Genomic DNA, 12,765 nt, shown 5'->3' on the forward strand with positions numbered 1-12,765 from the left:
ACTCCTCAGGAACAGGAACTGGTGGGAGATACGGGCGCCCCGGGAAGCGGGGCGGCCCGGCCGGCACGGGATGCGTGCCGGGGTCTGTGGGGGTCCGTCAGCTGCCGGCCGGTGCCCCGGAGGGGCGGCGGCGTACGACGAACAGCGTGGTGGCCGCGGCTCCGGCGGCCCCGCCCGCGGCGGCGGCGCCCGCCGACCAGGCGATGGTGGCGTAGGAGACCGGGGCCTCGATCGAGGCGGCCGCGGCGAGGGTCTTCTCCGTCGTGCCGGGGGCGGCGGTGGACGAGGTCTGCGCGCCGCCCGCCTCCGCCACGGTGAACTCGACCTTCAGCGAGGTCGGCGGGTTCGGCGCGAGGAAGCGCAGCCAGTGCGCGCCGGGCGCGGTGTCCGCGGGCACCGTGACATCACCCTCGTACGAGCCCTGCGCGTCGGCCGTCCACTGGCCGAGGATGGCCTCGTCGTCGAGCTTGATGGTGACGGTCTGTCCGGCGGGGAACTTCGTCACCCGGAAGTGCAGCGTTCCGCCCGCCTGCACCTCGCTCGCGGTGATCTCCGCCTTCGCGCCCGCCGAGTTGGTGGCGCTGGCGGGCTCGCCGGACGCGGCCGGTACCGGCGTCGCGGAGGTGCCCGCGGTGCCCGTGCCGGAGGTGCCGGTGCCCGAGGTGGTGCCGGAGGAGGCGGTGGGGGCGGCGGTGGAGGAGGTGACCGTGAAGGAGGCCTTCAGGCTGGTCGCCGGGTTCGGGGCGAGGAAGCGCAGCCAGTGGGATCCGGCCGGGGTGTCCGTCGGGACGGTGACGCTGCCCGAGAAGGAGCCGTCCGAGCCGATCCCGCCCTGCCACTGCCCGATGATCTCGCTGTCGTCCAGCTTGACCGTGAGCTGCTGTCCGGCGGGGAAGCCCGTGACCTGGAACGATACCTTACCGCCCGCGGCGACCTGCGAGCCCGCGGTGATGGTCGCGGAGGTGGAGGCGGACGAGGTGCCGCCGCTGCTCGAACCAGAGCCGCTGTCCGCCCCGCTGCTGCCGGTCGAGCCGCTGTCCGAACCGCCGGAGGAACTGCCGCCGGAAGAGCTGCCGCCGGAGGAACTGCCGCCGGAGGAACTGCCGCCCGACGAGCCACCGGAGGAGCCGCCGCTGCCGGTGGAGGCCGCGGTCACCTCGATGTCCGCCTTGAGGCTGGTCGCCGGGTCGGGTGCCAGGAAGCGCAGCCAGTGCGCGCCGGCCGAGGTCGACGCGGGGATCGTCACGGAGCCGCTGAAGGTGCCGTCCGCGGCCACCGCTGTCGCGAACTGCTCGAGGATCGCGCTGTCGTCCAGCTTCACCGTGACGGTCTGTCCCTTGACGAAGCCGGACAGGCTGAACGAGACCTTCGTGCCCGCCGTGACCGAGGCGCCGCCGGTGAGCTTCACCGCCGGTGTCGCCGCGGACGACGACGGCGACGGCGAGGGCGAAGGAGAGGAGGACGGCTCCGGCGAGGACGACGGCGACGGCGACGGCGACGACGCGGAGGTCACCGTGAGGTCCGCGCTGCGCACGCTGGTCCCCGTGGCGAGGAAGCGCAGCCAGTGCCCGGCCCCGGCGCTCGCGTCGGCCGGGACGGTCACCGCCCCCGAGAAGGTGCCGTCGGCGCCGAGGGTGAACTGCTTCAGCAGCGTCTTGTCGTCGAACTTGACGCTGAGCGTCCCGCTCGCCGGGAACCCGGCGACACTGAAGGACACCTCGCCCCCGGCCTGGACGGTGGTGGTGCCGAGCGTCACCGCGGGCGACGCCGCGTCCTCCGCCGCCAGCGACACGGTGTCATGGGCGTCTCCGACCGTGGGGAGGGCCATGGCCAGCCCGCCGATGCCGAGGGCCGTGCCCGCGGTCAGCGCGATCATCCGGCCGCCGAGCCGCCGGGCAGGGGTGGGTCTGTGAGAGGTCATGAGAACTGCTCCTGGCAGATGAGAGATGTGCTGCTGAGGGCGGTGCGCCGCTGAGCGCGGGAACAGGCGAGGTTAGGCTTGCCTAATCGGAAGGTCCGTATCGGAAGCAGTGCCTCACCCCACCGGAGTCCGCCCGTATGTCCTGGTCCGCGCCGCCCGAGGGCGCCCCGCACCACCCGCCCCGACTGCCGCGCCCGCACCCGCTGCCGCGCCTGACGCCACCGGCCGCCGCGCTGCCCGGGCCGGACGGCGTCGAGGAGTTCTGGGAGCGGGTCCGCCGCACCGGCACCCCGCTCGTCGCCCCCGACCCGCAGGGCACCGCCGACCACCGGGCGGTGACGTTCCTGTGGCGCGGGACCCCCGCCACGCGCGCCGTGCAGGTCCTGCCCAACAAGCTCGGCGACCCGCGCGATCCTGCCGGCAACCTGATGGAACGGGTTCCGGGGACGGACGTGTGGCACTGGACGCTCCGTCTGCGCCACGACTGGCGCGGCACCTACGACCTGTACGCCGACGAGGGCGGCGGACCCGAGGCGGGCACCCCCGCCTACTGGCGGTGGCTGCGCACCCGGCGCCGCACCGACCCGTACAACCCCCGCTCGCTGCCGCACCGCTGGGACGGCACCCCCGTGCCGTACGCCGAACTCCCCGCCGCGCCCCGGGCGGTGGACTGGGAACCGCGGCCCGGGGCGGCCCGGGGCACCGTCACCGAGCACCGGGTGCCCAGCGGCCGGCTGGGCGGCACCCGCCGGGTCTGGCTGTACCGGCCTCCCGGCGAGCACGGACCGGCGCGTGACCTTCCGGTCCTGGTGCTCCTGGACGGCGAGCACTGGGAGCCCCGGCTGGGTGTGTCGCGGCTGCTCGACACCCTGATCGCGGACGGCCGCGTCCCGCCGCTGGCCGCCGTGCTGCCGGAGGCGGTGGACGAGCCCACCCGCTGGCGGGAGATGGCCTGCCGCCCCGATTACGTCGCCCACCTCACGGACGAACTGCTGCCGTGGGCGGCCCGGCACCTGCCGCTGACCGACGACCCGGCACGGACCGTGATCGCCGGACAGAGCCTCGGCGGCCTCACCGCCGCCTACGCGGCACTGGCCGCCCCGCACCGCTTCGGCAACGTCCTGGTGCAGTCCGGCTCGTTCTGGTGGCCCGTCGGCCCGGACGCGGAGTGGCTCACCCGCGCCCTCGCCGAGCGGCCCCGGCCGCCGGTGCGTTTCCGGCTGTCCTTCGGCGAGCAGGAGTGGGTGGCGCTGCCCGCCGCGCGCCGGCTCAGGGACACCCTGGCCGCTCTCGGCTGTCACGATTCCTCCTATCGGGAGTTCAACGGCGGTCACGACTATCTCTGCTGGCGCACCGAGATGGCCGACGGACTGGTGGAGCTCATGCGTCCAGCTCCTTGAGGCGCGCGCGGAGATGGACCGCGACCTCGTCCAGCCACCGCTCCGCCATCAGCTGCGGATGGGTGCAGTCCAGGTCGTGGTTGTCGATCGCGCCGCTCACGTGCGGCCGCCACGCCTCCCGCGTCAGCCAGTCCTCGGGGCGCGGGGCGGCGGCCGTGAAGAACAGCACGTCGCCCCGGTAGGCGCGGTGCCGGTGCTCGCGCATCATGCGGGCGTGGTTCGGCACGATGTCGACGATCCTCGACAGCGTCGCGTCGGACAGGCCCGCGAGGGGGCTGCCGCCCCGGCGCAGGGTGGCCAGGACGTCCTCGCGGGTGCGTTCGCCGGTGCGGTCGAAGCCCGCCATGCGCAGCACGGCGGTCAGCGCGTCGCCCTCCTCCGGCGCGGGCCGCTCCCGCCACTGCTCGGCCGGGAACGCGTCGAGCAGCGCGAGGAGTTCGACCTCCTCACCGGCCTCCTGGAGCAGCACGGCCACGGCGTGCGCGAGGATCCCGCCCACCGACCACCCCATCAGCCGGTACGGGCCGCGCGGCCGGATCTCCCGGATCCGCCCGGCGTAGTCGGCGGCCTCCTCCCACAGGGTGGCCGGCAGCGGCTCGTCCCCGGCCAGGCCACGGGCCTGGATGCCGTACAGGGGCTGTCCGGGCCCCAGGCGCGCGGTGAGCCCCGCGTAGCACCAGGCGAGTCCGCCCGCCGGGTGGATCGCGAACAGCGGTGGCCGCCCGCCCTCGGTCCGCAGCGGCAGGACGACGCCCAGGGCGTCCCGCGCGGCCGGTCCCGCCGCGTCGACGCGCGCGGCGAGCGCGGCCGGCGTCGGCGCCTCGAAGAGCGATCCGATGGTCAGCTCGGCCCCGCACTCCTCGCGCACCCGCGCCACCAGCCGCACCGCGAGCAGCGAGGTGCCGCCGAGGTCGAAGAACGCGTCGTCGGGGCCGACCCGCTCGACACCGAGCACCTCGGCGAAGAGCCGGGTCAGCGTCTCCTCCCGCGCGGTCGCCGGGGGACGGCCGTCCGCGCCGCCCGCGAAGACGGGGGCGGGCAGCCGGCCGCGGTCCAGCTTGCCGTTCGGGCTGAGCGGGAACTCCGCCAGGGCCACCACGGCCGCCGGCACCATGTGCTCCGGCAGCTCCCGCGCCAGCGCGGCGCGCACCGCCACCGGGTCGGCGGTTCCGGTGACGTACCCGACCAGCCGGTCCTCGTGGACCAGCGCGCAGGACCCGTCGACGCCCGGCCGGGCCGCCAGCGCGGCCTCGATCTCGCCGAGTTCGATCCGCTGCCCGCGCAGCTTGACCTGGTGGTCGGTGCGGCCGAGGTACTCCACCTCGCCGTCCGGGGTCCAGCGGGCGACGTCGCCCGTGCGGTACATCCGGCCGCCGGGCGGCCCGAACGGGTCGTCCACGAACCGGGACGCGGTCAGCTCGGGCCGGTGCAGGTAGCCGTCCGCCAACTGCACCCCCGCGAGGAACAGTTCCCCCGGCACGCCCGGGGGGCACGGCTGGAGCGCCGCGTCGAGGACGTACAGGCGGGTGTTCCACACCGGCCGGCCGATCGGCACCGCACCGGCGCCCTCGGGGGCGCAGGCGTGGTACGACACGTCGACGGCGGCCTCCGTCGGACCGTACAGGTTGTGCAGCTCGACGCCCGGCAGCGCCCGCCCGAAGGCGTTCGCGGTCTCCCGGGGCAGCGCCTCGCCGCTGCAGAACACCCGGCGCAGCACCTCGCGGCAGCCGCCCGCCTCCGGCGCGCCCAGGAACACCTGGAGCATCGACGGCACGAAGTGGCAGGTGGTCACGGACTGCTCATGGATCAGCCGGGCCAGGCGGTCGGGGTCCTTGTGCGCGCCGGGCTCGGCGACGACCAGCGTCGCGCCCTCCCGCAGCGGCCAGAAGAACTCCCAGACCGACACGTCGAAGGAGGACGGCGTCTTCTGCAGCACCCGGTCGCCGGCGGTGAGCCGGTACTCGTGCTGCATCCACCGCAGCCGGTTGTCGATCGCCCGGTGCGGTACGACGACCCCCTTGGGCCGGCCCGTGGAGCCGGAGGTGTAGATCACGTACGCGGGGTGGGCGGGCGTGAGCGCCCGTGCCGGGGGCACCGCCGGGCAGTCGGAGACGTCGAGGCCGTCCAGCACCACGACCGGCGTCCTCGGGTCCGGCGGGAGCCGGTCCGCGCGGTCGGCGATCGCGCAGACCGGCGCAGCGTCCTCCAGCATGTACGCCAGCCGGGGCGCCGGGTAGTCGGGGTCGAGCGGCAGATAGGCGGCGCCCGCCTTCAAGGCCGCGAGCAGCGCCACCACCAGCTCCACCGAGCGGGGCACCGACACCGCCACCACCGCGCCCGGCCCCGCCCCGAGCCCCTGGAGGTGGTGCGCCAGCCGGTTGGCGCGGGCGTCGAGTTCGGCGTACGTCAGCCGGGTGCCGCCGTACACGAGCGCGGTGGCGTCCGGGGTCCGCGCCGCCTGTGCCTCGATGGGGCCGATCAGTGTGGTCGGCGGCACGGGGTGGTCCGTGCGGTTGAACTCCTCCACCACCAGCGCCCGTTCGGCGGGCGTCGCGATCGGGTGGGCGGCCAGCGGCCCGTGCGGGTCGGCGGCCGTCAGACGCTCCACCAGGTGCAGGAACCGGTCCTGGTGGGCGGCGAGGGAGGCCTCGTCGTACAGGGCGGGGTTGCCGTCGTGGTCGATGCGCAGCCCCCGGCCGTCGGCGCGGTCGTACACGTTGACCGTCAGGTCGTCGACCGGGCCGGCGGACAGGTTGCGGGCGCGGGCCGGGGTGCCCGCGAAGTCCACGCCGTAGTCGAAGGGCATGACGTTGACCAACGGGCCCACCAAGCCGCGCTGTTCGCCGAGCAGGCCCAGGTCGCGGCGGATGTCCTCGTAGCGGTAGCGCTGGTGGCGGCGCACCTCGCGGATGCCGAGCACGACCTGCCGGACGAGGTCGGCGAAGGTCGCCTCGGGGGTGACGGACAGCCGCAGGGGCAGGACGTTCATCACCATGCCGGGCACCCGCAGCGCCACCGAGCCCATGCGGCCCATCAGCGGCAGCCCCAGGACGACGTCCGGCCGCCCGGTCGCCCGCGCGGTGTACAGGGCCTGCGCCGCGATCAGCACGTCCGGCCAGGTGGCCCGCAGCCGTGCCGCGAGGTCGCGCAGCCCGTCGGTGACGTCGGGTGCGAGGTGGGCCGTGCGGCGGTGGAACGTGCGGGACGGCAGTGCGCCGCGGCCCGCGAGGCGGGGCGCCTCGGGGCGGTCGGCGAAGGCCCGCGTCCAGTGGTCGCGGTCGGCGGCGAAGGCTTCCGAGGACCGGTACGCGGTGTCGTCCGCGACCAGGTCGGCGAGGCGGCCGAAGGTACGGGCGGGCGGCTCCTCGCCGCGGACCAGCGCCGAGTACACCTCGGCGGTGCGGCGCACCAGCAGCGAGTAGCCGAAGCCGTCCATCACCAGGTGGTGGATGCGCTGGTACCACAGCCACCGCTCGTCGCCCACCCGGATCAGGGCGTGCCGGAACAGCGGTCCCGCCGCCAGGTCGAACGGCCGGGCGAGGTCGGCGCGCATCCACGCCTGCGCCCGCTCCTCGGCGTCGCCCGTCCCCTCGGCGTGGCCCGTCCCCTCGGCGTGGCCCGTCCCCTCGGCGTCGTCCGTCTTCCCGGTGTCGCGCAGGTCGAGCACGGTGAGCGGCAGTTCGACGTCCGGGACGAGGTGCTGGCGCGGACCGTCGGCCGTGTCCTCGACGCGGACCCGCAGTGCCTCCGCCTCCTCGGCGACCCTGCGCAGGGCCTCCGCGAACGCGCGCGCGTCCAGGGGCCCGTCGAGGTGCAGGCACTCGGCGGTGTTCTGGGCCGGGCTGAGCGGATCCAGGGCCTGCGCGAACCACATGCCCGACTGGGCCGCCGTCAGCGGCAGCACGGCCTCGGTGGGGGCCGGGGCGCTCATACGGCCCCCAGCAGCGCGGTCCAGGCCTCGACGGCGGGCCGCTCGGCGAGGTCCGCGAAGTCCGCGGTGACGGCGTGCTCGCGCCGCCAGCGCTCCAGCAGGGTCATGATGCGGACCGAGTCCAGGCCGTAGTCGAGGAGGTTCTCGTCGACCGGGATGTCCTCGGGCTCCTCGCCGAGCACGTCGGCGACGTCGGCGCGGATCAGTTCGGTGGTGAGGGCCATCGCTCAGACCTCCCCGAAGACCGCGTCGGCGGTGGTCACGACCGCGCAGCGGCCGGCGGCCCAGCGCAGCGCCATGTCGTGGTCGTCGCGGGAGAAGTCCGCGACGGCGTCGGCCACGACGAACGCCCGGATGTCCCGCGACCACGCGTCGCAGGCCGTCATCATGACCCCGATGTGCGCGTACACACCGACGATCACCAGCTGGTCGCGCCCCCAGCCGCGCATCCGCCCCTCGAGGTCGGTGCGCACGAAGGCGCTGTACTTCCACTTGGTCAGCAGCGTGTCGCCCGGCTGCGGCGCCATCGCGGCGGGCACGGCGAGCGCCTGGGGGTCGTCGGCCACGCCCGGGCCCCAGAAGTCGAGCTGGAGCCCGCGCTCCTCGGGGGTCTGGCCGCCGCGCTGGGCCGAGTAGACCACCGGCACACCCAGCCGGCGGGCCTGCTCCAGCAGCCGCGCGGTGTTGCCGAGCATGTCGCTGAGGGGCTGCTCGCCGGAAGGGTAGGCGGACAGGAAGTGGTGCTGGAGGTCGTGCACGAGCAGGACCGCGCGGGCGGGGTCCACGCCCCAGGAGACGCGGTTGGCCGGCAACTCGTCGACGGTCGGGAGCGGGTAGGGGGAGACGGCGGGAAGTGCCATGGGGAGGGGGCCTTTCAGTGCTGCTCGGCGCTGGACCGCAGCTGCTTCTTGCTGACCTTGCCGACGCCGGTCTGCGGGAAGGCGTCGACGAACTCGACGAGGTCGGGGACCTTGTAGGCGGCGATGCCGCGCTCGCGCACGAAACGCTTTACCGCGGCCGCTTTCAGCGGGTCGGCACCCCGGCGGAGGATCACGTAGGCGAGGGAGCGTTCGCCGAGGTAGGGATCGGGCACGGCGACCACGGACACGTCGTGCACGGCCGGGTGGGCGAGGATGACGTTCTCGACCTCCTCCGGCGCGATCTTCTCGCCGCCCCGGTTGATCTGGTCCTTCGCCCGGCCCTCGACCACGAGGTGGCCGGTGGGGGTGCGGCGCACGATGTCGCCTGTGCGGTAGAAGCCGTCCTCGGTGAAGGAGCGGGCGTTGTGCTCGGGGGCCCGCCAGTAGCCGCGGATGGTGTACGGGCCGCGGGTGAGCAGATGCCCGAACGCGCCGTCGGGGACCTCCGCCCCGGCGTCGTCGACGATGCGGATCTCGTCGTCCGGGGAGATCGGCCGGCCCTGCGTGGTGACCACCGTCTCCGGATCGTCGTCCAGCCGCGTGTAGTTGACCAGCCCCTCCGCCATCCCGAACACCTGCATCAGCCGGCACCCGAGGGCGGGTTCGAGACGGCGGGCCGCCTCCGCGCTGTACTTGGCGCCGCCGACCAGGGCCAGTTCCAGGCTGGACAGGTCGTGCCCGGTGCCGCCCGCCGCCTCCGTCCACACCAGGGCGAGCGGCGGCACCAGCCCGGTCATGGTGATCCGCTCGCTCTCGATCAGCGGGAACGCGGTCGCCGGGTCGGGCCGCGGGCACATCACGGCGGTGCCGCCGGCGTACAGCACGCCCAGCCAGCCCGGCGAGCTCATGGGGAAGTTGTGGGCGGCGGGGAGGGTGACGAGGAAGCGGGTGTCCGCGTCGACGCCGCAGATCTCGTTCGAGCCGCGCAGCGAGTAGGCGTAGTCGTCGTGGGTGCGCGGGATGAGCTTGGGCACGCCCGTCGTGCCGCCCGACAGCTGGAGGAACGCCAGCTCGTGCGGCTCCGGTCCGGCGAGCGGAACGGCGGGGTCGCACGGCACCTCGGACAGCGGGGTGTGCCCGCCGGGGTCGCCGGCCACGAACACGTGCCGCAGGCCCGGCGCCTCCTTGCGCACCCGCGTGGCCAGGTCGCGGAAGTCGAAGCCGGCGTGGACGTCGGGGATGACGTAGGCGACCGCCTCGGTGAAGGAGCAGAAGTAGGAGACCTCGGTGTCCCGGTGCGCGGGCAGCGCGTACACGGGCAGGGCGCCGATGCGGAACAGCGCGAAGACCACCTCGATGAACTCGCCGGTGTTCGGCAGCTGGACGACGACCCGGTCGCCCGGGCCGATCCCGCGGGCCGTGAACCCGGCGGCCAGCCGGTCGGCGCGCTCGTCCAGCTCCCGGTACGTCCAGGTGCGGCGCTCCGGCGCCGGGTCGACCAGGGCGATCCGGTCGGGATGGGCGGCGGCCCGGGCGCGCAGCACGCCGCCGAAGGTCTCGCCGCGCCAGTGGCCGGCCGCGCGGTAGCGTTCGGCGAACTCCGCGGGCCAGGTGGGGGAGTCGAGGCCGGGGGTCAGGGCGGAGGCGCTCACAGGTCGGCCCCCACGGCGTGCAGGAAGGTGCGGAACTTGGCGGCGGTCTCCGCCGTCTCCGCCTCCGGGGTCGACTCGGCGACCACACCGGCGCCCGCGAACAGCCGCAGTGTGCGCCCCTCGGCCTCGGCGCAGCGGATGGTCACGACCCACTCGCCGTCGCCGTCCGCGTCCTGCCAGCCGACCATGCCCGTGTAGGGGCCCCGGTCGAAGGGCTCTGACTCGGCGATCACGGCGCGGGCCGTCTCGGTGGGCGTGCCGCAGACCGCGGGCGTCGGATGCAGGGCGCACGCGAGGTCCAGGGCGGTCACGGCAGGGTCGGACAGCTCTCCGGTGACGGTCGTCGACAGGTGCCACAGCGCGGCGGTCCGCACCAGCGTGGGCCGCTCCGGCACCTCCAGACGCGTGCAGAACGGCGCGAGCGCCTCGCGGACGGCGGTCGCGACCACGGCGTGCTCGTGCAGGTCCTTCGCGGACTCCAGCAGCGCGGCCGCCCGGCGCACGTCCTCGGCGAGGTCGGCGCTGCGCGGGGCGGACCCGGCGAGCGGGTTGGCCGTCAGCACCCCGCCCCGCCGGGAGACCAGCAGTTCGGGGCTGGCGCCGACGAGGGTGCGGCCGGGGCCGCTGGGCAGGGCGAAGGAGTAGCCGGACGGGTCCCGCTGGGCCAGCCGGCGCAGCATGGTGGCCAGGTCGGGCTCGCGCGCGGAGGTCAGCTCCAGGGTGCGGGCCAGGACGACCTTGTCGAACTCACCGGCCCGCATCCGGGCGACGGCCGCGGCGACGGCCTGGCCGTACCGCTCGGGCGAGGGCACCTCCCGCACCCGCCAGTCCGGCCGGTGCGGGTCGGCGGCCACGGGCAGCGCGACGAGCGGGTCCTCGCGCAGTGCCGGCGCCCAGTGCACCATGTCGGGCACGGCGAGCGCGGGCGGCGCGTCGGGGGCGAAGGGGATGGAGCCCATGACGAGGGGGGCCGGCGCGCCGGTGCGGCGCAGTCCGTCGAGGACGTCGCGCACACGGTGCGTCAGCGGGTCCGTGCCGTGGGGTATCTCGGCGGCCGTTCCCCGGCCCAGCAGGGTGTGCCGGGGCGAGGAGAGGAACCGGTCGGTGCCGGGCCGGTAGGCCTCCAGCAGTGCGGTGGCCGCGCCGGGGGAGAGGAGGGCGGGAGCGGGGTGTTCGCGCAGTCGGGCAGGCATGGGTGTCTCCAGTGGGGGACGTGCACGAGGGCGGTGGGGCGGGTCAGGCCCGGAGGGTGGCGCCGCCGTCGACGTACAGGTCGTGCAGGGTGATGTGCCGGGCGCGGTCGGAGACCAGGAACACCACGGCGTCGGCGATGTCGGCGGGGTCGGCGATCCGGCCCAGCGGGATGCCGGTGCGGTGGGCGGCCAGGTCGCCCTCGACGACGCGCCGGACCGATTCCTCCGCGTCGTCGGTCCACAGGGCGCGCTGCATGTCGGTGAGGGTGGAGCCCGGGGAGACGGTGTTGCAGCGCACTCCCTGTGCGGCCACCTCCAGGCCCAGGCACTTGGTGAACATGACGGCGGCGGCCTTGGAGGCGGCGTAGGCGGCCAGGCCCGCGCGCGGGATGCCGGCCGCGTTCGAGGCGACGGTGACGATGCTGCCCGCGCCGCGGGCCGCCATCCGCCGGGCGGCGGCGCGCGAGACGTGGAAGACGCCGTCGGTGTTGACGGCGAAGGTGGCCGCCCAGTCCTCGTCGGTCAGGTTCACGACATCCGCGTTCCGCAGGATCCCGGCGACGTTGACGGCGATGTCCAGCGGGCCGAGTTCGCGCTCGGCCCCGTCGACGAGGTCCTCCACGGCCCGGGCGTCGGTGACGTCCAGCGGGCGGGCGGTGACCCGGCCCGGGTGCGCCGCGGCGAGCGCCTCGACGCCGGCCGCGTCCAGGTCGGTGGCCAGGACCCGGGCGCCCTCCTCGACGAGGGCGGCGACCACGGCCGCGCCGATCCCGCGGCCCGCCCCCGTCACCAGGGCGAGGCGGCCCTCCAGGCCCGCGCTCACGAGGCCAGCGCCTTCGTCACGTCGTCCAGGACGATCCGCGCGGCCAGCGGACCGCCGGCGCTGTTCCACGCCGAGCCCTGCACCACGACGACGTGCCCGTTCTCCTCGGCCCCGAGCTTGCCGAAGTTGGCGACCTTCCGCGCCTCGGCGTAGGCCTTCTCGCCGTCCGCCAGGTCCCCGAGCGTGCCGAAGAACAGCCAGTCGCCGTCGATGGTCGACAGCTTCTCCAGGCTGACCGGTTCGCTGTGCCCGGTGCCGGTGCCCTGCTGGTCCTTCGGCCGGGTGAGACCCAGCGCGGTGAGGGTGGAGCCGACGTGGCCGACGCCCCTGCCGACGACGGAGGGCGCGCCGTTCTGCCAGCGGACGACGCTGACGACGGCGCCCGCGTTCGCGCCGAGCTTCGCCTTGGCGGCGGCGACGTCGGTGTCGAGGTCCGCGAGGAGCTTTACGGCGTCCGCCTTCTTGTTCAGCGCGTCGGCGGTCGCGGTGAACGCCTTCTTCCAGTCCTCGTTCAGTTTCGCGGTCACCACCGTCGGCGCGATGGCCTGGAGCTTGGACACCTCGCTCTTCACGGCCGTCGTCTCGTCGAGCAGGATCAGGTCGGGCTGGAGCGCCGCCACCTTCTCCATGTCGGCCTCGGCGACGGTCGCGACCACCTGCGCCTCGGACGCCTTGTCGGCGAGGTAGGTGGAGACGCCCTTCTGGCCCCGGCCGGCGGTCGCGCCGACCGGTTCGACGCCCAGCGCGAGGGCCGCGTCCAGGGTGGGCTCGCTCAGCGTGACGACCTTCGTCGGCGCGGTGGGGACGTCGACCGTGCGGCCGGTCGCGTCGGTGATGGCGCGGGTGCCCGCCTCCGCGCCGGACGTGCCTCCGTCGTTCCCGCCGTCGCCGCAGGCGGACAGGAGGAGGGCTCCCGTCACGACGGCGGCGGCGGACGTCAGGACCGCGCGGCGGGAGGTGCGTGCAGAGGACATGTGGGAAAGCT

Annotated in this window: 9 protein-coding genes; 1 reads left to right on the forward strand and 8 read right to left on the reverse strand. The window is 75.1% G+C overall.

Going from position 1 to position 12,765, the window contains the following annotated elements; translation table 11 throughout:
* Positions 1-97: 97 nt before the first annotated feature.
* Positions 98-1,921, reverse strand: a complete 1,824-nt coding sequence (locus ACFV9M_RS35200; RefSeq protein ID WP_385076524.1) for a hypothetical protein — start codon at positions 1,919-1,921, stop codon at positions 98-100.
* A gap of 137 nt (positions 1,922-2,058) precedes the next feature.
* Between ACFV9M_RS35200 and fes the strand changes: the two genes are divergently transcribed.
* Positions 2,059-3,321 (forward strand): enterochelin esterase, encoded by a 1,263-nt coding sequence (fes, locus tag ACFV9M_RS35205; protein WP_385076522.1) that lies wholly within the window; start codon positions 2,059-2,061, stop codon positions 3,319-3,321.
* Here the strand turns inward: fes and ACFV9M_RS35210 are convergent.
* From ACFV9M_RS35210 to ACFV9M_RS35240, 7 genes are read right to left on the reverse strand one after another with little or no spacing between them, the layout of a single operon-like run.
* Positions 3,302-7,252, reverse strand: coding sequence for an amino acid adenylation domain-containing protein (locus ACFV9M_RS35210; protein WP_385076520.1), 3,951 nt, complete (start codon positions 7,250-7,252; stop codon positions 3,302-3,304). The two genes, fes and ACFV9M_RS35210, sit on opposite strands and share 20 nt — an antisense overlap.
* Complete coding sequence (locus ACFV9M_RS35215) at positions 7,249-7,476, reverse strand: phosphopantetheine-binding protein (protein WP_385076518.1); 228 nt, start codon at positions 7,474-7,476, stop codon at positions 7,249-7,251. The genes ACFV9M_RS35210 and ACFV9M_RS35215 overlap by 4 nt, the downstream gene beginning before the upstream one ends.
* Positions 7,477-7,479: 3 nt before the next feature.
* Positions 7,480-8,112: an isochorismatase family protein gene (locus ACFV9M_RS35220; RefSeq protein ID WP_385076515.1), complete on the reverse strand. Its 633-nt coding sequence runs from the start codon at positions 8,110-8,112 to the stop codon at positions 7,480-7,482.
* Between the two features lie 14 nt (positions 8,113-8,126).
* Positions 8,127-9,764 carry a (2,3-dihydroxybenzoyl)adenylate synthase gene (locus tag ACFV9M_RS35225; RefSeq protein WP_385076513.1) on the reverse strand — a complete coding sequence of 546 codons (1,638 nt, stop codon included), beginning with the start codon at positions 9,762-9,764 and terminating at the stop codon, positions 8,127-8,129.
* The gene (locus tag ACFV9M_RS35230) at positions 9,761-10,957 is read right to left on the reverse strand and encodes an isochorismate synthase (RefSeq protein WP_385076510.1); all 1,197 of its coding nucleotides are present in this window, start codon (positions 10,955-10,957) and stop codon (positions 9,761-9,763) included. The genes ACFV9M_RS35225 and ACFV9M_RS35230 overlap by 4 nt, the downstream gene beginning before the upstream one ends.
* A gap of 43 nt (positions 10,958-11,000) precedes the next feature.
* On the reverse strand, positions 11,001-11,780 hold the full coding sequence (locus ACFV9M_RS35235; RefSeq protein WP_385076508.1) for a 2,3-dihydro-2,3-dihydroxybenzoate dehydrogenase: 780 nt from the start codon (positions 11,778-11,780) through the stop codon (positions 11,001-11,003).
* On the reverse strand, positions 11,777-12,754 hold the full coding sequence (locus ACFV9M_RS35240) for an ABC transporter substrate-binding protein (protein ID WP_385076505.1): 978 nt from the start codon (positions 12,752-12,754) through the stop codon (positions 11,777-11,779). Before ACFV9M_RS35240 ends, ACFV9M_RS35235 begins: the two co-directional genes overlap by 4 nt.
* Between the last annotated feature and the right edge of the window lie 11 nt (positions 12,755-12,765).

Origin of the sequence: Streptomyces sp. NPDC059895 (assembly GCF_042731035.1) — a bacterium.
Lineage (GTDB): Bacteria > Actinomycetota > Actinomycetes > Streptomycetales > Streptomycetaceae > Streptomyces.